This is a genomic window from Pragia fontium DSM 5563 = ATCC 49100 (assembly GCF_900112475.1).
GTDB classification, from domain to species: Bacteria; Pseudomonadota; Gammaproteobacteria; order Enterobacterales; family Enterobacteriaceae; genus Pragia; species Pragia fontium.
The window spans coordinates 206,437-226,368 of record NZ_FOLW01000001.1; the positions used below are offsets into that span (position 1 = coordinate 206,437).

Consider the following 19,932-nt stretch of genomic DNA (forward strand, 5'->3'; position numbering starts at 1 on the left):
TTGAATATCTGCATACGATTAATCAATACAATTAGATAATTGATTGTCCGCTAGCCTTGCCTCTGCCGATATTTTCACGGTAGTGGGCTAAGGTGTTTTTCACTTCATCTTTACCAAACGCCAGACCGGCTAAACCACCGAAAATGCCACCCACGATTGGGCCAACAAATAAACCACCTACGGCTTGAGCAAGAGTACCAAAGCCTAAACCGCCAGAAGCTGTTGCAGTACCACCGAGAGCAATACCGGTTGTTACACCATCACCAACTCCCCAAAGAAAACCTTCGATAGAATCAGTAATACCAGATGTCCAGGCGCCGCTTACCATTTCTACTTCGTTGTTCTGTAATTCACGCATTGTTATTATCCCTAATGAATAAACAAATCATCAAATCCGGATAAACACGTTTATCCGGATCCTGAAAACAAAATGCCTATTGGCAAATACACCAACAGTTAATTAACCGTGGATATTTTCACGATAGTGAGCCAGAGTGGCTTTCACTTCATCTTTACCAAAGATCGCACCAGCCAGCGTACCAAAAATACCGCCAACAAGAGGACCAACTAACAGACCACCAACGGCTTGAGCAAGAGTACCAAAACCTAAACCGCCAGAAGAAGTTGCAGTTCCACCAATAGCGATACCGGTAGTCAGGCCGTCACCTAAGCCCCAAGCAGCACCTTCGATAGTGTCATTAACGCTAGCAGTCCAACCACCGCTGATCATTTCAACTTCATTGTTTTGTAATTCACGCATATTAAAATCCCTTCTCAAATATATATAATTAGACATCTGTTATAGGACGACTTAATAACAAGACCGACCAATTTCTATTTTTACCATATAAAATTATTTTGTTTTATTAGAATTTATTTTATTTATTTAAATAACAAGAATAATTAAGCATTCGTTTTAGCTTCAGCATAAAGTCATTTATCAAAAAAACGAATTTACTTATCAAAACATAAGGGAATTAAACAAAAACCTTAAAAATCAAAAGAAAGAAATTAACAACGATAAAACAATAATGCTAAAAATTCGCATCAAATCCATTTTACCAACAATAAGGAAAAATAATAAACCCGAAAAACAAAAGGGTAAATAAAAATAAGTATTAAAATTTAAATGGTGAAAGAAATCATTATTTTCAATTACCATGGAAAAACAATAATTAAATAAAAATATAACCATAACAATGTATATACACAAATAATCCTATGCCAATAGTTTTTTATTTATCGCATTAAACAAAAACCTCACCATATTACGATATAAATCCCTGGCCTAAACGGAGTATCATTTCTTCTCTTTACAACCCAACATCGCGCATTTCGCTATGGTCGACCATATAGATATCGTCAGCGATAAAAACAAACGATTGTCGAGCACGATGATACCATCACCTGACTTAACAACAGCATCTAACAAGGCAAGGTGAGCACCTTCAACCAATTTAAGGAGAATAAATGACAGGTCCGTTACTAAATAGCGCCGCCGTCTTTATCGGTGGCGGGCTTGGCTTGCTATTAGCCCCGGTGATACCCCAACGTTTAAGAGATGGCCTACCTGCCGCTTTTGCCATGATATCCATCGCCATGGGGGTGGTGATGACGATTAAGGTGCAACAATTACCCGCCGTCGCTCTGGCGCTAATACTCGGTTTAGCTATTGGTGAACTGTGTTTTATGGAAAAAGGCGTTCAACGATTTGGCAGCTTTATTCAACGCGTGTTGGCTCGAATTCTGCCGGTGCGCAATCATAATATGACGCCTGAACTTTATAGCCAAAACTTTACCGCTCTGATCGTGCTGTTTTGTGCCGGAGGAACCGGCGTGGTTGGTGCATTAACCGAAGGGATGACCGGTAACTATCAGCTCTTGCTGGTCAAATCATTGCTGGATATCTTTACCGCCATGATTTTCGCTACCACGCTGGGTGCCGCTGTGATGTCAATCGCCTTCCCCCAGTTACTCATCCAAAGCCTGCTCTACTTCTCCGCCCGTCTTATCATGCCCTATATGAACGAGATCACGCTGGGAGACTTTTCAGCCTGCGGTGGCATTATTATGATTGCCGTTGGCTTGCGCATCGCCCAAATTAAGACCTTCGCCGTGGTTAACTTTTTGCCAGCATTGCTGATTATTATTCCCATATCTCTGTATTGGCATAGATTTATGGGATGACATAACAAGAGAGTTCTCTTTCCCCGACTTAAGGTTGAATCAGTTTAGCGGCAACCTTTTTAGCTATCTGCTCACGCTGCTGCTGAAAAGAACAGGTTAAATCCCTAACCTGAGCCACTAACTCTGGTTCTGCTTTAGCCGGCGAACCGCCAATAAACGGTGGAGCCGGGTCATATTCCATCCTGAGCTGCGCCAACTTAGCCCGTTCAGTACCAAACACTTCCGCCATTAGTGACAAAGCAAAATCAATGCCCGACGTTACCCCAGCCCCCGTCACCCGATTACCATCGATAACCACCCGCTGATTAACCGGCTCAACGTTAAAAAAAGCCAGCTGATTCAGAGAAAGCCAATGACAAGTCGCACGATAGCCGGTAAGTAATCCGGCCGCCGCCAGAATCAGTGAACCGGTACACACTGAAGTGACATACAGTGCCGTTTGCGCCTGGCCTCGTAAGAAAGTTAGTACTTCCTCATCCTCCATCAGTGGCAACTGACCAGCCCCTCCCGGGACAAACAAAATATCCGCCTGCGGACACTGCGCCATACTCACCGTGGGCAAAATCGCCAAACCGTTAACATCCCTGACCGGTGCCATATCCTTCCACACCAAATGAATCTGTAACTCTTTAAAACTGGAAAACACCTCAAATGGGCCCGTTAAATCCAATTGCGTCATATTAGGATAAATCAGCATTACAACATTGAGAGTGGCTTTATTCATCACGGTTTTCCTACTTACTCAGAAGACGGGCGTTTCCCTCTAAATAACACTAATCTGTATCAAATAACAATCCGTCCTATGTCAGTATTCACTCACCGTCATAATATCCTTTCACCTAACCTCAAGAGTCTCTACAATAGCCCCTTCTCAACGGGGTGCTTGTTAAAGCTGAGAATGCATTTGGGCTGATAAATCCTGAACCATACCCGTAGAACCTGATCCGGTTAATACCGGCGGAGGGATTTGAGAACCCATTCATCATCCGCGCTACCCTTGAATGGTTTCCTCGCTCAAAGACCTTTGTTCCTGACCCATTATTTTGCTGTATAGGAGCACAACGTGTTGAAGAAACTGATTGCTGCAACCCTGCTGTTAATCACCACACAGGTATGGGCGAATGCCGAGCAAAGCAAACCCACGCTGACGGTCTATACCTACGATTCGTTTGCTTCGGATTGGGGCCCGGGACCTAAAATCAAAGAGATATTTGAACAACAGTGCCAGTGCAATCTGAAGTTTGTTGCTTTGGCCGATGGCGTTTCGCTACTTAACCGACTCAGAATGGAAGGGAAAAATAGCCCGGCTGACGTGGTACTAGGGTTGGATAACAACTTACTCACTGCGGCAAAACAATCCGGCCTGTTTGCTCCACATCAGCAGAATGTGAATACCCACTCACTGACCCTGCCCGGCGGCTGGCAAGATGATACGTTCATTCCCTATGATTACGGTTACTTCGCTTTTGTTTATAACCAGCAAACTCTGAAAAATCCACCTAAAAGCCTGCATGAGTTAATTGAAAGCCCGGAAAAGTGGCGAGTAATTTATCAGGATCCGCGCACCAGTACCCCCGGCCAGGGTTTACTGCTGTGGATACAAAAAGTTTATGGCGATCAAGCGCCACAAGCCTGGCAGCAACTGGCTAAAAAAACGGTCACGGTAACCAAAGGCTGGAGCGACGCCTATGGCCTGTTTTTAAAAGGAGAAGCCGATCTGGTGCTCAGTTATACCACTTCTCCTGCTTATCATGTGATTGAAGAAAAAGATCATCGTTATGTCGCTGCACCATTCAGTGAAGGCCATTACTTGCAAGTTGAGATTGCCGGACAGCTGGCCAGCAGCAAACAACCTAAACTGGCTGCCGAATTTATGGCATTTATCACTACGCCTGCATTCCAAAGCCAAATTCCCACCACCAATTGGATGTATCCGGTGATTGATATCCCATTACCAGAAGCATTTATTGAGACGCCCAAACCCGTCACTACGCTGGAATTTAGCCCTCAAGAAGTGGCTCAGTCTCGTCGCTCATGGATTCAGGTATGGCAGAACGCCGTCAGCCGTTAATCGCACCTTGGCTATGGCCTGGCCTGATTGCTGCGATGCTGATTCTTGGCATCGCGCTCTCGGCGTTTATCGCGCTCTGGGTTTATTCTCCTCCGGGTAATGTCGGCCAACTGTTGAATGACCGCTATTTATGGCACGTCATTCGTTTTACCTTTTGGCAAGCGTTTTTATCCGCGATGATTTCCTTGATTCCGGCGATATTTATTGCCGGAGCGTTGTATCGCCGCCGCTTTATGGGCAGAGCCATCTTGCTACGCTTGTGCGCTATGACGTTGGTTCTGCCAGTATTGGTGGCCGTTTTTGGGTTGTTAAGCGTTTATGGCCGTCAAGGCTGGTTGGCGCAGCTATGTCATTTTATTGGCCTTGATTACCAATTCTCACCCTATGGGCTACAGGGCATTTTATTAGCCCACGCGTTCTTTAATTTGCCGCTGGCTACCCGTCTACTTCTTCAATCACTGGAAACCATTGCCGTTGAACAACGACAATTAGCCGCACAGTTAGGCATGAATACATGGCAGCGTTTTCGTTTTGTGGAATGGCCAGCATTACGGCGACAGATTCTACCTACCGGTGCCTTAATCTTTATGCTGTGCTTTGCCAGCTTCGCTACCGTACTTTCTCTGGGCGGTGGGCCGCAAGCGACCACTATTGAATTGGCTATCTATCAATCATTACATTATGATTTTGATCCGCAACGGGCAGCACTGCTCGGTCTGATTCAATTAACCTTTTGTCTGGGAATCGTGTTGCTTAGTCAACGTCTGAATCCTTCACTGCCAGTGGGAACCACCTATGGTCAAAAGTGGCGAGATCCTCAGGACTCTGCAATGGGAAAAATCATTGATAGTCTGCTGATTGCCTTTACCCTGTGTTTATTAATGCCGCCTTTATTAGCGGTCATTATCGATGGCATCAACAGTACCATCGGTAACGTACTCAGCCAGCCCGCTCTTTGGCAAGCATTAGCTACGTCATTACGCATTGCTGCCGGTTCCGGGGTACTTAGCCTGATATTAACCATGATGCTGTTATGGAGCAGTCGTGAACTAAAACTGCGCCATAACCCTTGGGGCGCCAGACTGGAAATTAGTGGCATGGCTATTTTAGCAATGCCCGCGATTGTATTAGCCACTGGCTTCTTTCTTCTGCTCAATAATAGCGTTGGCTTGCCTGAATCCGCCGATGGCATTGTGATATTCACCAACGCCCTGATGGCTATTCCTTACGCATTAAAAGTATTAGAAAACCCAATGCGCGATTTGGCTGAACGCTATACTTTACTTAGTCAGTCTCTTGGCCTCAGCGGCTGGAACCGTTTGCGCTGGATAGAATTAAAAGCCCTGAAACGCCCCATTGCTCAGGCTCTTGCCTTTGCCAGCGTGTTATCAATTGGGGATTTTGGGGTTATTGCCCTATTCGGCAATGAACAATTCCGTACATTACCCTATTATCTTTATCAGCAGTTGGGCAACTATCGTAGCGAATCAGGCGCAGTGACTGCGCTAATTTTGCTGATACTGTGCTTTTTGCTGTTTACTCTGATTGAACGATTACCCGGACGCCATGATCACACTGAATAAACTAAGTTATCTTTATCCCCCACTGGCGATGTGCTTCGACCTTAAGGTGAGCGCTGGTGAACGGGTGGCGATTCTGGGCCCTAGCGGGGCAGGAAAAAGCACCCTTCTTCATCTGATCGCCGGCTTTGTCATGGCTGAAAGTGGAACCCTGCTGTTGAATAATCAGGATCATAGCCATACTCCGCCGTCACTACGCCCGGTATCGATGCTGTTTCAAGAGAACAATCTGTTTGCTCATCTTACCGTTGAGCAAAATATTGGGCTGGGGTTAGACCCCGGTCTAAGGCTCAGCGCTGAACAACAGCAAAAGCGTCTGGCGATCTGCCAACGCATTGGCTTAATTGACTACCTCGATCGCTTACCTTCCCAACTTTCTGGCGGACAAAGGCAAAGAGCAGCACTGGCTCGTTGTTTAGTGCGTGATAAACCGATTTTACTGCTGGATGAGCCTTTCTCAGCCCTCGATCCAGCTTTGCGTTACGATATGTTGTCACTGTTGGAGGAGGTCTGTGACGAACAATTATTGACGCTTCTGATGGTGTCACATAATCTGGAGGACGCAACACGAATTGCCGCCAGAACCCTATTGGTTGTGGATGGAAATATTGCCTATGACGGCTCAACCACAGATTTACTGGCAGGAAAAGCCGATGCAGCCAGAATTTTAGGCGTATTGCAGCAATAGAATCGTTTCCGGTATAGGCCAGAAGCAGCAATGTTCAGCCTACCCATCACATACCTGTTTGATACATTGATAAGGAAAGACAATGAACGTAAAAACGTTGGCTAAATTAACCGTACTGCCTTTAGTATTCGCCTTTAGTGCAGGTCACGCCAGTGCCGCAGGTAACGATTGTGCGGCGAAACGCGCAGAAATAGAAAACCAAATTGTTCAGGCAAAAGCACATAACAATAGCCATCGTGTTGCCGGCCTGGAAACGGCATTAGCGCAGTTAGGCGCCAACTGCACTACCGAAGGTTTAATTAAGAGTGCACAGGAAAAAGCCACTAAATTAGAACAGAAGATTGCTGAAAAACAGCAAGATATCGCTAAGATTGAAGCCGACAAGCAACAAGCGCAATCAGCAGGCAATAGCAAGAAAGTCGCTAAATACGACAAAAAAATTGCGCAGAAAAAAGGTGATATCACTGAACTGGAAGCCGAACTCACCGAAGCACGCGCGGAGTTAGCCGGGTTAAAAGGATAATTTGTCAGCGTTGACTGTTGATGGCGTCTTTACCCCCGCCATCCCAGCACGCGTAGCCGCAGGAGTAGCAAATATTCACCGAGTGAATGGCTTCCCCTGAAAAATAAGCATGAATTTCTGACGATTATTTATATTGTCATTCCCGCATTTATACCGTCATCCCTGCGAAAGCGGGGACCTCGTTCTTCAGCCCAGTGTGGATATTAAGCTAAAAACTGGATTTCGGTTTTCACCGAAATAACGTAATAATGGCATGCCAGAATGGCAACCGTTCAAATTCACTCAAGCCCTACTCACAATCAGACTGTCGCCCTTAACTTTTACATTCGCCATCGGAGCACGACGGTCCATGACCATAATGCTGACTCTCCACCTCTGACAAGCGTTGCGCCTCTTCCTGAACTTTTACCAACACTTCACTAAAGGCACTTACTGGCTGCGCGCCTGATAACGCATATTTATTATCAAACACGAAAAAAGGGACCGAGGTAATTTTTAGCTGACGAGCCAAGGACTCATCTTCCCGAACCTTGTCCGCATAGCGGTCTGAATTCAGCACGTTTGTGACTTCGCTCCCATCCAAACCAGCCTGCACCGCTAAATTCACCAGCGTTTCACGATCGGCTAAATTAGCCGAGTCGGTAAACAGCGCCTTAAATAGCATTTCACCGATCGCCTCCATTGCACCCTGCTCGGCCGCATAATGTAGTAGCCGATGGGCATCAAAGGTATTGGTAGGAACCAAGGTATCAAAATGAAAATCCAGCCCAGCCTGTTTACCCTGTTGGCTAATATGCTGCGTCATCTCTCTGGCTTCCTGCACGCTCATGTCATATTTTTCCGACAGGTTGGTATATATATTATTCTGGCTCTGCTTTGGCGCATCGGGATCGAGTTCAAAACTGCGTAGAACCACCTCAACCCCCTCTTTCCCGGCAAAAGACGCCATCGCTTTATTAAGATGGTGCTTACCGATATAGCAAAACGGACAGGAAAAATCGGACCATATTTGTATTTTCATAATATCTCTATTCCTTACAACAGATCGGTAAATCGCGGATCCAGAAAATTCTCCGATCAATTAACGAGCGGATAAAAACACAGTTTGGCGCTTTTATGCTGAAGTTATTGAGTCGTTCGGATTAAAAGCCTTAATCCGATTGATATATCTATAAAAACTGATTTTAAGGAAATGCGCATAGGATACAATGGCGATGAACAAACACATCTCTACTTTTTAAAGATAGAACAAAAACACGCCACACCCCAAATAATGACCCAATATTGCTGAGAACCTTGACTAAGGTAAAATTATTAAAAAAAAAGCCATGAAAACTGATACCAGCCGGCGCCTCAATCACCCGTTATCTGATTCATCTTTTCATCATCAGGCTGTCACCGGCTAAGCCACACATTTTTCTCTATTATTCTTGGCTGAAAATCACCAAACGCCATTTATGGATAAAACCGCTAACACCTGTATGGATACACAGTCTATAATAGACCCCATATTATTTCGCAGAATATCAGCGTCATCATTGGATAATCCGCGTCCTTACAGGTAAGCGATCCAATAACCCCAACATTTCATTGAGCATAACCAACGCAGGTAAACATACGGTGACGGTGATACAACAAGGTTTTATCCTGACTCGACACTGGCGCGATACCCCTTCCGGCATTGAGATCGACTATTGGCTGGCAACGGACAATGGCCCACAGCGTATTCGTTTACCTTTACAGCAAGCCGTTGCTTTCACCCCTTCGGCCAGCCAATCCCGAATCCGCTCACTGCTCACCAGCGAACGCGGCTGGAATCTGCGATCGCTGGACATGCAGGACTTTCGCTGCCAATCCATTGACGGACTGTATTGTCGACAATATCGCCAGCTGCAACGCATAGAGAAAAACTTAAACGAAGCGGGAATCACCGTATACGAAGCGGATATTCGACCACCGGAACGTTATTTAATGGAGCGGTTTATTACCGCCCCAATCTGGTTTCAGGGTGAGCCTGGGCCTAACGGCAGCCTAATCAATGCGCGGATAAAACCGGCACCGGACTATCGTCCTACTTTGCGTTTTGTATCGCTGGATATTGAAACCACTGAACACGGTGAACTCTACTCCATTGGCCTACACGGCTGTGGCCAGAATCAGGTGTATATGTTGGGGCCAGAAAATGGCACGCCACAGCACGGTGATTTTCAGTTGGAATACGTTGCCAGCCGTCCATTAATGTTGCAAAAACTTAACCAGTGGATAGCAGAACACGACCCCGATGCAATTATCGGCTGGAATCTGGTGCAGTTTGACCTGCGGGTGCTGCAAAAGCACGCCGAACGCTATCAAACACCGCTGACGTTCGGTCGAGACGGTAGTGCGCTGGAGTGGCGAGAACACGGTTTTAAGCAAGGTCACTTTTTTGCCGCCGCCAGCGGTCGATTAATTATTGATGGCATTGAAGCGCTGAAAAGTGCCACCTGGAATTTTGCTTCGTTCAGTCTTGAAAATGTTGCCAGAGAGCTATTGAATGAGGGAAAAGCCATTGATAACCCTTATCAGCGGATGGATGAAATCAATCGCATGTTCCGTGAAGATAAGCCGGCTCTGGCACATTACAACCTGATGGACTGTATACTGGTTGCCAAAATTTTTGCCAAAACTCAGCTGATGCCTTTTCTACTGGAGAGAGCCACCGTAACCGGGCTGGCAGCAGACCGTAGCGGCGGTTCCGTGGCTGCTTTCACCCATCTCTATTTGCCTCGAATGCACCGTATTGGTTATGTTGCCCCCAATCTTGGCACCTTACCGGAAGAACACAGCCCCGGCGGCTATGTGATGTCATCTACGCCTGGTTTATATGACTCCGTGCTGGTGTTGGATTATAAAAGCCTGTATCCCGCCATTATCCGCACCTTCCTTATCGATCCAGTCGGGCTGATTGAAGGCTCGTTAAAAGATAAAGAGCAAGATTCTGTCGCCGGTTTTCGTCAGGCTCGATTCTCACGTACCGTCCACTGCTTGCCGGATATCGTGGCGCAAATTTGGCAGGGTCGTGAGCAGGCCAAGCGAACCGCTAACAAGCCGCTGTCTCAGGCATTAAAGATTATTATGAATGCCTTTTATGGGGTATTAGGCTCCAGCGGATGCCGTTTTTTCGATCCCCGTTTGGCGTCTTCCATTACCCTGCGCGGCCATGAAATTATGCTGCAAACCAAATCGCTGATAGAACAACAGGGCTATCAGGTTATTTATGGCGATACCGACTCAACCTTTGTTTGGTTGAAACAAGCCCACACCAATGAACAGGCTAGCCAAATAGGCCGGGCATTGGTCAATCACGTTAATCAGTGGTGGCGACAAACCTTAAAGCAGGATATGGGGCTGGAATCGGCTCTGGAGCTGGAGTTTGAAACCCATTTCAACCGTTTTCTGATGCCCACTATTCGCGGAGCCGAACAAGGAAGCAAAAAGCGTTATGCCGGCTTAATCCTTAGTGATGACGGTGGTGATGAGATGATTTATAAAGGAATGGAAACGGTACGCACCGACTGGACACCGCTAGCACAACAGTTTCAGCAACAGCTTTATCAACGAATATTCCATAATCAGCCTTATCAGGACTTTATTCGTGATTATGTTGCCAAAACCCTGAATGGCGAATTCGACGATCTCTTAATTTATAGTAAACGCTTACGTCGTCGTTTATCCGAATATCAGCGTAATATTCCACCACACGCCAGAGCAGCCAAGCTGGCTGATGAATATAATCACGCCCACGGCAGGCCGTTACAGTACCAAAATGGCGGCACTATTCGTTATCTAATTACCTTGCAGGGCCCGCAGCCACTGGAGAACTTACAATCTGCTATTGATTACCAGCACTATATTTCCCGCCAATTAGAGCCGATAGCGGATGCAATTTTGCCATTTATGCACGATAATTTTGATTCGTTGATTACTGGTCAGATGGGGTTGTTTTAACTGCCGCCGATCATTACCATATCGCCCTTATTCCACATCCCTGAAAAACATAACCATAAAACTATTGTGTCGTAACGCCGTTACCACGATTTATGATTGTTATGGTAAACATTAATTAAAAAAAGAAGCCGATAAACATATGCCCTTTACTCTAGGCCAACGCTGGATTAGTGACACTGAAAGTGATTTAGGACTGGGAACAGTCGTTGCAACGGATGCACGTACCGTAACTTTATTATTTCCTGCTATTGGCGAAAATCGCCTGTATGCCAAGCAAGATTCTCCTATCACTCGCGTCATGTTTAACCCTGGCGATACGGTAACCAGTCATGAAGGCTGGCAACTTTTGGTTGAAGAAGTTAAAGAGAAAGACGGAGTTCTATCTTATGTCGGTCATCGATTAGATACCGATGAAGCCAATGTCACCCTGCGTGAAGTGATGTTGGATAGTAAACTAACCTTCAGCAAACCACAGGATCGCCTGTTTGCCGGCCAGCTCGATCGTATGGATCGCTACTGCCTGCGCTATCGCGCCAGAAAATATCAGAGCGAACAATATCGTATGCCGTGGAGTGGCCTGACTGGCGTACGCGCCAGTTTAATTCCGCACCAGCTACACATTGCCAATGAAGTCGGCCATCGCCATGCACCTCGGGTGTTATTAGCCGATGAAGTGGGTTTGGGTAAAACCATTGAAGCCGGCATGATCATTTATCAGCAGTTGCTGGCCGGTCGTGTTGACCGTGTTTTAATCGTGGTGCCGGAAACCCTACAACATCAGTGGCTGGTGGAAATGCTGCGCCGCTTTAATCTGCATTTCTCCCTGTTTGATGAAGAACGCTATGCCGAAGCGCGCCTCGATTTCAGCAACCCGTTTGAAACCGAGCAATTAGTGATCTGTTCGCTGAATTTTGTCTGTCAAAGTAAGCAACGCCTGAGCGATTTGGTTGAAGCGGACTGGGATCTGCTGGTAGTCGATGAAGCCCATCATCTGGTCTGGAGCGAAGAAGCGCCGAGCCGTAACTATTTGGCTATTGAGCAACTCGCTGAAAACACTCCCGGCGTATTACTGTTAACCGCGACCCCAGAGCAACTAGGTCAGGAAAGCCACTTTGCCCGTTTGCGCCTGCTGGATCCCAACCGTTTCCATGATTATCACGAATTTGTTGAAGAACAGCAGAAATATCGTCCGGTTGCCGATGCCGTCAGTTTATTGGTCAGCGGAGACAAGCTGGATGACAACGCGCTAAATTCGTTGGGCGATCTCATTAATGAACAAGATATTGAACCGCTGCTTAAAGCGGTCAATTTAGACGGTGAAGAGAGCGAGTCCGCCCGTAACGAGCTGGTGAATATGTTGATGGATCGCCACGGTACCAGCCGCGTGCTGTTCCGTAACACCCGCCAAGGGGTTAAAGGCTTCCCGATGCGCTATCTGCATCAGATTAAGCTACCGCTGCCATCACAGTATCAAACCGCCTTTAAAGTGGCGAAGTTAATGAATGACAAAAAGTCATTCAGCGTACGCGCCCATGACATGCTTTATCCAGAGCAAATTTTCCAAACGTTTGAGGGCGATAGCGTCAGTTGGCTGAACTTTGATCCCCGCGTTGAATGGCTAATGGAGTACCTCAAGCAAAATCGCGATGAGAAAGTCTTGGTCATTTGCGCTCAGGCTGCCACCGCATTGCAACTGGAGCAAACCCTGCGCGAGCGGGAAGCTATCCATGCAGCGGTATTCCACGAAGGTTTATCCATTATTGAACGCGATCGCGCTGCCGCCTATTTTGCCGCAGAAGAAAACGGCGCTCAGGTACTGCTCTGTTCGGAAATCGGTTCTGAAGGCCGTAACTTCCAGTTTGCCAGCCGTCTGATTATGTTCGATCTGCCATTTAACCCAGATTTACTGGAACAGCGCATCGGTCGTTTGGATCGTATTGGCCAAAGCCATGATATCCAAATCATCGTACCGTATCTGGAAAATACCGCTCAGGCGATTCTGATCCGTTGGTTCCACGAAGGGTTGGATGCTTTTGAACACACCTGCCCTACCGGACGTCCGGTGTATGATGCGCTACATGATGAGTTAATGACCTATTTGGCAGAACCCTCAGAGCAGAGCGGGCTCGACGACTTTATCCATCGTAGTCGTACTATGCATAACGCGCTGAAAGCGCAGTTAGAGAACGGTCGTGACCGACTACTGGAAATGAACTCTAACGGTGGGGAGCCAGCACAAAAGCTGGTAGCGACTATCGCCGAACAGGATAACAACGTTGATCTGATCGGTTTTACCATCAACCTGTTTGATATTATCGGTATCAATCAGGAAGATGATACTGATAACCTGATGATTCTGACCCCGTCCGATCATATGCTGGTACCTGATTTCCCGGGAATTCCTCAGGATGGCTGTACCATTACGTTTGACCGCGATAAAGCCCTGTCACGAGAAGATGCCCAGTTTATCAGTTGGGAACATCCAATTGTGCGCAATGGTCTGGATCTGATTTTGTCCGGCGATACCGGTAGCTGTAACGTTTCCCTGCTAAAAAATAAAGCATTACCCGTTGGCACCATGCTAATGGAGCTGATTTATGTGGTTGAAGCTCAGGCACCGAAAAACTTACAGCTTACCCGTTTCTTGCCACCTACCCCGATCAGATTGTTACTGGATCGTAAAGGTACCAATCTGGCCGCTCAGGTTGAGTTTGAAAGCTTTAATCGTCAGCTCAATGCGTTAAATCGCCATACCGGCAGCAAGCTGGTTAATGCGGTACAGAAAGACATCCATGAAGTACTGCAAATGTCTGAAGCTGAGATTGCTAAACAAGCGCAAACAATCATCGATGCCGCCAAGCAGGAAGCGGATGATACGCTAACGCTGGAGCTCAATCGCCTGAATGCGCTGAAAGCGATTAATCCAACCATTCGCGATGATGAGGTAGAAGCTATCGAAGATAACCGACAGCAGATCCTCGCCTGTTTGCAACAGGCAAGCTGGAGACTGGACGCGCTACGAATGATTGTGGTTAGTCACCAATAATGATGATTCAGGATGCCAATCATTGTCTGACGATGATTGGCATCAATACTGACTCAAACCTGAACATCACCGGAGAAAACCCCCATGATGGAAGCCTATAATCCCCCAACCGATCCTTGGCTATATATCCTTTATCAGGATGAACACATTATGGTGGTCAACAAACCCAGTGGATTACTTTCCGTTCCGGGTAAAGCACCAGAACACCATGACAGCATTATGGCGCGCGTTCAGCGTGATTTTCCCAGCGCAGAATCGGTGCATCGATTGGATATGGCCACCAGCGGTGTGATGGTCGTTGCGCTAACGAAAGCGGCGGAACGCGAGCTAAAACGCCAGTTTCGTGAACGTGAGCCGAAGAAATCCTATATCGCCCGAGTGTGGGGGCATCTGGAGAAGGATGAGGGATTAATCGATTTACCGTTGATTTGCGACTGGCCAAATCGGCCTAAACAAAAAGTATGCTATGACACCGGTAAAAGTGCTCAAACGGAGTATCAGGTTATTCAGCGTGATGAGGATGGTTCCACTCGCGTTAAGCTTATGCCGATTACCGGGCGATCCCATCAGTTACGCGTACATATGCTGGCAATGGATCACCCGATTTTAGGCGATCGTTTTTATGCCCATCCGGAAGCGAAAGCGATGGCTTCCCGGCTCCAGCTTCATGCTCAAGAGCTTTGTATTACTCATCCGGCTTTTGGCACACCGATGCACTTTCGTTGTGAACCGGATTTCTAAAATCTGGTTTTTCAGCCATAAAATCATCAGCTTTAGTGTGAATTACTCGCAGACATGAATATGAGCCAGTAGCTCATCAACACAGCAGGCAATCTCTTTACCTGCGGTATCAATCACTATTCTTGCTCGTTGCCACGGCTGATACTCTTTGCTCATAATCGCTGCCCAGTCGGGCAATGTGAGCTCGGGAACATCCACTTTTCGGGTTTCAACCCGTTGGCGGTGCTCGACTAAATCAGAGCAAACGATCTCCACTTCTAACCCCGGCACCTCAGCTTCAGTGGCAACACGCATCCAGGCATCCCGCGACCAACTCACCGGATTAACGCAGTCAGCGATCACCGTTTGCCCCAGCAATAGGTTATCTTTCGCTAAAGCATAGCAGGCAGCGTATCCTGAAATCCCAATATCATCCCTTAGCACCTTGGCACTGCGAATCGCCTGCTCAACGGAATCAATGCGCAAATAAATGGCCGAGGTCTTTTTTGCCAGCGCTTTAGCAAGGGTACTTTTACCCACGCCAGGTAATCCACTGAATACAATTAACATTATGTCTCCGTTTACTTATTCCAGTATTACGGCAGTAAAATTGTGATCGGCAAGGTTTTTCCCTGTGATATCCAGCTTCCCTGATACTCTCCCTCTTTTAAGGTCAGTTCAATACGTTCAGCTGCGGTATCTCCGGAGGAGGTGGTCATTACTACCGATTGAGCATTAGCACTCAGGCAAGAACCGTTCAGCTCAATAGGTTGACCATATTTAGTATAAAAATAAGCGCCATTAACCGACTTGGATAAGCAATTAGCGTTGATCGCAATAGACGTTTTATTGCCAATCGTGCCGTATAACATCCGATTAAATAGCTGAGCCGGCGGTGATATCACCCCATCCTTTTTTCCAGATAACAGACTGCGGCCATAAGGCGTTAAAAGATCGGCTATTTTGCTCACTGAGATTTTAGTGGTAAATTCCCCTAACTCATCCAAAGCGCGGTTGGCATGGTTACTGCAACGGTCATTGAAAAATACCAGTTTGCCTTTTTCCAACGAAAAACTATTGGTGAAACGAATGTCGTCTTCATCCCTCATTACCCAGCAATCACCATAAAATGCCTGATAATCAACATAGTCTTCGTCTTGTTTTTCAACTGGCGTTGGGGATTTATTTTGCCGCTTAATCAAAGCATCAATTTCCCCCCGAATATTAGCCTTTATCATATCGTTGATTGAACTTAACGCTTCAGGGCGAATGATATCGGTGAGTAAAATGCCGGTACCGTGTTTGAGATCAAAACTAAATTGGCTGGTATCGCTTTCGCAATAAGCACCGCAGAACTCAGTAAAGATGGCCAGAGTAATAAAGTTGTCGTTACTCTCAACTAAACCATAATCCAGACTGGCGACACCATCAATGCCCTGCTTCACCGCATTATTCAGGGTTAATTGGGGATCATTGCCAGGAAGATACGCCACAGAGCGGCTAAAAATAGCGTCATTAATTCGTTGTGCTGACTGAGGATTATCTGACTGAGTCACCCAAGGTAAACGGTACTTGTTATAGCTGTCGGTTTGATAAACCAATTCACTGACCTTCACCGACTGCGCTGAAGCCAATGAACAACACAACAGCGCACTGATACCGACCAATAACCGTTTCATTTGAACACTCCTTATTGAGCAATGGTTCCCTGTTCACTGATTGATTAACTGAAAGTAGGCCTACTTAAATCCTTTTTCTCGCTTAATCAAATCATAGGCACCCTGAATTTCCTGCGCTTTCTGTTTAGCGATTTCCATCATTTCCTGTGGTAATCCTTTTGCCACCAACTTGTCCGGATGATGTTCAGTCATCAACTTACGGTAAGCGCGCTTAATCGTAGCCACCTCATCATCCGGCTTGACACCTAAAACTTTACAGGCATCCGCTAAGGTAGGCCCTGATGCCGGGCGATATCCTTGCTGCTGTCCTTGCCATCCACCGGACTGGCCAAACTGTCTGCCACCGTCAATCATGCTGAGCAGTTGATCTAACTGAGCGCGGGAAATCCCCAACTCTTCACCAATAATGTACAATACCTGCCGTTCATTAGGGTGTAACACCCCATCGGCAAACGCCGCCTGAAGCTGAATTTCCAGAAACATACGGATCAGATCGGCACGGCCAAAACAAATTGTTCTCAGTTCACGCAGTTTTTCACGCAGCGGATATCCACTCTGTTTACCTTCGCGAAAGGCCTGTTGCGCATCTTCTCTGCGCGTACCGTGAATACGCATACGATCCATAATCATAGACGCATTCTGAATATCTACCTCCGTTACCCGACCTTTCGATTTGGTTAAGTGCCCCATCACCTGAAAAGTGGTACGGAAAAAAAGATCCTGACGAGCCTGCTGATTGGCAAAAAAACCACCCCGACGAGCATTTCTTACATTATCAACCATATGGCCAACGAATAGCCCCAAAAGTATCGCCCAGAAGCCTCCGCCGGATACTACACCTAAAATAACGCCAAGGATTTTTCCCCAATACTGCATATGATCCTCAATTGACAATGCCGTTAGCCGTAAATTGCATTATCATACCCGTCAAATATTGAACCACCTAACGGTGATGGTAAGATTTAACGCTGGTGTAACCGAGATGAGTGATATAATCTCAACATATTTACTTCTGCATAAATCGCCGCAACTGACGGAATACCAAGAATAACCGAATGAAAAAACGTTATCCCACACTGCTTGCCACCACCATCTGGATGGCGTTATACAGCCAAAGTGCACTGGCTAACCCTTTAGCGGAACAATGTCGACTCGGCATTCCAATGTATGAACGTCCATTAGTTTCGGGCGATCCGAACTCGTTACCGGTTAACATTCAATCGGATGACAGTGAAGTCAATTACCCTGCCAGTGCCATATTTAAAGGCAACGTTATCATAGAGCAAGGTAATCGTTTGCTGGTCTCTGATGAAGCCGAGGTCACCCAAACACCTCAAGAAGGTCAAACCGATCCACTGCGTACCGTGACTGCAACCGGTAACGTTAAGTATGATGATGATATGATCAAGCTTAGCGGTCCTAAAGCCTGGTCAAACCTGAATAGCAAAGATACTGACTTGTATCAGGGAACCTATCAGATGGTAGGCCGTCAAGGCCGTGGTGAAGCCGATCAGATGAAACTGCGTGAAGATAACCGCTATGCGATTCTGGAAAACGGTACCTTTACCTCCTGTTTACCCGGCGATAGCAGTTGGAGTATCGTGGGTTCCGAAATTATTCACGATAATGAAGAAGAGCTGGCTGAGATTTGGAATGCCCGCTTTAAAATCGGCCCCGTACCGGTTTTCTATAGCCCCTATTTACAGATGCCGACCGGTAATAAACGCCGCTCCGGTTTCCTACTGCCTAACGCTAAATACAGTAATAACAGCGGCTTCGAGTTTATGCTGCCGTATTACTGGAATATTGCCCCTAACTTCGATGCTACGCTGACGCCACACTATATCAGTGAGCGCGGCACACAGTTTCAGAACGAGTTCCGTTATTTACTGGCACCGGGTGCCGGTATTATGGAATTTGATTGGTTAAAAAGCGACGACCAATACGCTTCCGATTTCCCTAACGCCAGCAATACCGACCGCTGGCTGTTCTACTGGAATCACAATGGGGTCATGGATAAGTTTTGGCGCTTTAATATTGACTACACCAAGTTAAGTGATGGCCGTTACTTAAGCGATTTTGACAGCGATTACGGCTCCAGCACCGATGGTTATGCCACCCAGAAATATAGCGTAGGCTACGCCAACCAAAACTGGGACGCGACCGTGGCGATGAAAAAGTTTCAGATTATCGCCGGTTTTGGTAACGCTAATGCCTATCGCGCCGAACCACAAATCGATATTAATAACTACCAAAACAATATCTTCGGTTTTGATCTGCATACCTATGGTCAACTCGCCAAGTTTTCCAGTGAAAATCCAAGTAATCCAACGGCGGTTCGTGCCCATCTTGAGCCCACGCTAAACTACCCTATCGCCAACCGCTGGGGTAGTCTGGATACCGAAGTAAAGCTGATGGCCACTCACTATGAGCAGGATTTTTCGGATAATTTTTACAAATATTACGGTACTCTAGCTCCTCATCTACAAGACTCCGTTAACCGGGTGTTACCACAATATAAAATATCAGGCAAAGTCATTTTCGATCGCCCGATGGATATGTGGCAGGACTATACACAAACGCTGGAACCTCGCGTGCAATATCTCTACGTACCTTATAAAGATCAGAGCGATATTTATGTTTATGACTCAACGCTACTGCAAAGCGATTACACCGGATTATTCCGCGATCGCACCTATGGTGGATTAGATCGTATTGCTTCAGCTAACCAGTTCACTACCGGTTTGACAACCCGAGTATATGATGAACGCCAAAACGAGCGGTTTAATGCCTCGCTCGGTCAGATTTATTTCTTTGAAAAATCTCGTACTGGCAATGAAGATTTTTACACCAACAAGATCGAGAAAAGCAGAGACACCGGTAGCGTTGTCTGGGCCGGGGACAGTTACTGGAAAATTGACTCCAATTTTGGCCTGCGCGGCGGTGTGCAATATGATGCCCGTCTGGATACGATAGCGGTTGGTAACGCAGTAGCAGAATACCGCAAAGACAGCGAGCGAGTGCTACAATTGAGCTACCGTTACGCCAGTAAAGAGTATGTCTCAGCCATGACCACCAACATATCTAATGGTAGAACATCCTATAATCAGGATATTTCACAGGTTGGTAGTATTGCAACCTGGCCAATTGCAGACAGATGGTCTGTTACTGGCGCATATTTCTATGATACGAAACTAAATCAGACTGCCGATAGTCTAATAGGCGTTCAGTACAATACCTGCTGTTGGGCTGTCGGTGTCGGATACGAACGTAAAATTGTTGGTTGGAACTCCAAAGGCAACTTCCAGAGCGATTATGACAACAAAGTATCCTTTAACGTTGAGCTGCGTGGTTTAAGTAGTAACCACAGCCTGGGCGGAAGCAAAATGTTACGCTCCGGTATTCTGCCGTATCAGCAAGCTTTCTAATGCTAATCGTTTAAACGTTAGTA

16 protein-coding genes and 1 riboswitch are annotated in these 19,932 nt (G+C 46.5%); of the genes, 9 read left to right on the top strand and 7 right to left on the bottom strand.

Translation table 11 applies throughout. The annotated features are described in order from the left end of the window. Nucleotides 1–31 precede the first annotated feature (31 nt). Together BMZ28_RS00965 and BMZ28_RS00970 are read right to left on the bottom strand one after the other, a co-directional pair. Nucleotides 32–358 carry a DUF5862 family protein gene (locus tag BMZ28_RS00965; RefSeq protein ID WP_074820124.1) on the bottom strand — a complete coding sequence of 109 codons (327 nt, stop codon included), beginning with the start codon at nt 356–358 and terminating at the stop codon, nt 32–34. A gap of 102 nt (nt 359–460) precedes the next feature. Continuing rightward, nucleotides 461–760, bottom strand: a complete 300-nt coding sequence (locus BMZ28_RS00970) for a DUF5862 family protein (protein ID WP_074820126.1) — start codon at nt 758–760, stop codon at nt 461–463. A 710-nt stretch (nt 761–1,470) separates the two neighbouring features. Between BMZ28_RS00970 and BMZ28_RS00980 the strand changes: the two genes are divergently transcribed. Beyond that, on the top strand, nt 1,471–2,187 hold the full coding sequence (locus BMZ28_RS00980) for a DUF554 domain-containing protein (protein ID WP_047780105.1): 717 nt from the start codon (nt 1,471–1,473) through the stop codon (nt 2,185–2,187). Nucleotides 2,188–2,215: 28 nt separating this feature from the next. Here the strand turns inward: BMZ28_RS00980 and BMZ28_RS00985 are convergent, their stop codons facing one another. Beyond that, nucleotides 2,216–2,911: a DJ-1/PfpI family protein gene (locus BMZ28_RS00985; protein ID WP_074820130.1), complete on the bottom strand. Its 696-nt coding sequence runs from the start codon at nt 2,909–2,911 to the stop codon at nt 2,216–2,218. A gap of 141 nt (nt 2,912–3,052) precedes the next feature. Beyond that, a riboswitch (TPP riboswitch) is annotated at nt 3,053–3,171 on the top strand. A 79-nt stretch (nt 3,172–3,250) separates the two neighbouring features. On the opposite strand from BMZ28_RS00985, the gene thiB reads away from it, so the two are divergent. The 4 genes from thiB (at nt 3,251) to BMZ28_RS01005 (ending at nt 7,049) form a co-directional block, all read left to right on the top strand. After that, nucleotides 3,251–4,258 (top strand): thiamine ABC transporter substrate binding subunit, encoded by a 1,008-nt coding sequence (gene thiB / locus BMZ28_RS00990; RefSeq protein ID WP_074820132.1) that lies wholly within the window; start codon nt 3,251–3,253, stop codon nt 4,256–4,258. After that, a complete protein-coding gene (thiP, locus tag BMZ28_RS00995) occupies nt 4,234–5,841 on the top strand; it encodes a thiamine/thiamine pyrophosphate ABC transporter permease ThiP (protein WP_074820134.1) in 1,608 nt (535 codons plus the stop codon). The genes thiB and thiP overlap by 25 nt, the downstream gene beginning before the upstream one ends. Beyond that, entirely contained in the window at nt 5,825–6,526 is a 702-nt protein-coding gene (thiQ, locus tag BMZ28_RS01000) for a thiamine ABC transporter ATP-binding protein ThiQ (protein ID WP_047780101.1), read from the top strand. The genes thiP and thiQ overlap by 17 nt, the downstream gene beginning before the upstream one ends. 82 nt (nt 6,527–6,608) lie before the next feature. Next, entirely contained in the window at nt 6,609–7,049 is a 441-nt protein-coding gene (locus BMZ28_RS01005) for a DUF1090 domain-containing protein (protein WP_047780100.1), read from the top strand. A gap of 313 nt (nt 7,050–7,362) precedes the next feature. Here BMZ28_RS01005 and BMZ28_RS01010 read toward each other — a convergent pair whose 3' ends face one another. Further along, nucleotides 7,363–8,070 (bottom strand): DsbA family oxidoreductase, encoded by a 708-nt coding sequence (locus tag BMZ28_RS01010; RefSeq protein WP_047780099.1) that lies wholly within the window; start codon nt 8,068–8,070, stop codon nt 7,363–7,365. A 599-nt stretch (nt 8,071–8,669) separates the two neighbouring features. On the opposite strand from BMZ28_RS01010, the gene BMZ28_RS01015 reads away from it, so the two are divergent. The 3 genes from BMZ28_RS01015 to rluA all read left to right on the top strand — a co-directional run bounded on the left by BMZ28_RS01015 (nt 8,670) and on the right by rluA (nt 14,823). Further along, the gene (locus BMZ28_RS01015; RefSeq protein ID WP_074820137.1) at nt 8,670–11,036 is read left to right on the top strand and encodes a DNA polymerase II; all 2,367 of its coding nucleotides are present in this window, start codon (nt 8,670–8,672) and stop codon (nt 11,034–11,036) included. A 139-nt stretch (nt 11,037–11,175) separates the two neighbouring features. Beyond that, nucleotides 11,176–14,082, top strand: coding sequence for an RNA polymerase-associated protein RapA (gene rapA, locus BMZ28_RS01020; RefSeq protein ID WP_047780097.1), 2,907 nt, complete (start codon nt 11,176–11,178; stop codon nt 14,080–14,082). Between the two features lie 87 nt (nt 14,083–14,169). Beyond that, a complete protein-coding gene (gene rluA, locus BMZ28_RS01025; RefSeq protein WP_047782505.1) occupies nt 14,170–14,823 on the top strand; it encodes a bifunctional tRNA pseudouridine(32) synthase/23S rRNA pseudouridine(746) synthase RluA in 654 nt (217 codons plus the stop codon). A 42-nt stretch (nt 14,824–14,865) separates the two neighbouring features. Here rluA and BMZ28_RS01030 read toward each other — a convergent pair whose 3' ends face one another. Genes BMZ28_RS01030 through djlA form a run of 3 tightly spaced genes read right to left on the bottom strand, consistent with a single transcriptional unit; the run spans nt 14,866 to nt 17,357 of the window. Continuing rightward, on the bottom strand, nt 14,866–15,372 hold the full coding sequence (locus BMZ28_RS01030; RefSeq protein WP_074820139.1) for a P-loop nucleotide/nucleoside kinase family protein: 507 nt from the start codon (nt 15,370–15,372) through the stop codon (nt 14,866–14,868). 26 nt (nt 15,373–15,398) lie between these two features. Next, entirely contained in the window at nt 15,399–16,481 is a 1,083-nt protein-coding gene (locus BMZ28_RS01035) for a hypothetical protein (RefSeq protein ID WP_074820141.1), read from the bottom strand. 60 nt (nt 16,482–16,541) lie between these two features. Continuing rightward, entirely contained in the window at nt 16,542–17,357 is an 816-nt protein-coding gene (djlA, locus tag BMZ28_RS01040) for a co-chaperone DjlA (RefSeq protein WP_047780095.1), read from the bottom strand. Between the two features lie 179 nt (nt 17,358–17,536). Between djlA and lptD the strand changes: the two genes are divergently transcribed. After that, complete coding sequence (gene lptD, locus BMZ28_RS01045; protein ID WP_074820142.1) at nt 17,537–19,909, top strand: LPS assembly protein LptD; 2,373 nt, start codon at nt 17,537–17,539, stop codon at nt 19,907–19,909. Nucleotides 19,910–19,932 lie beyond the last annotated feature (23 nt).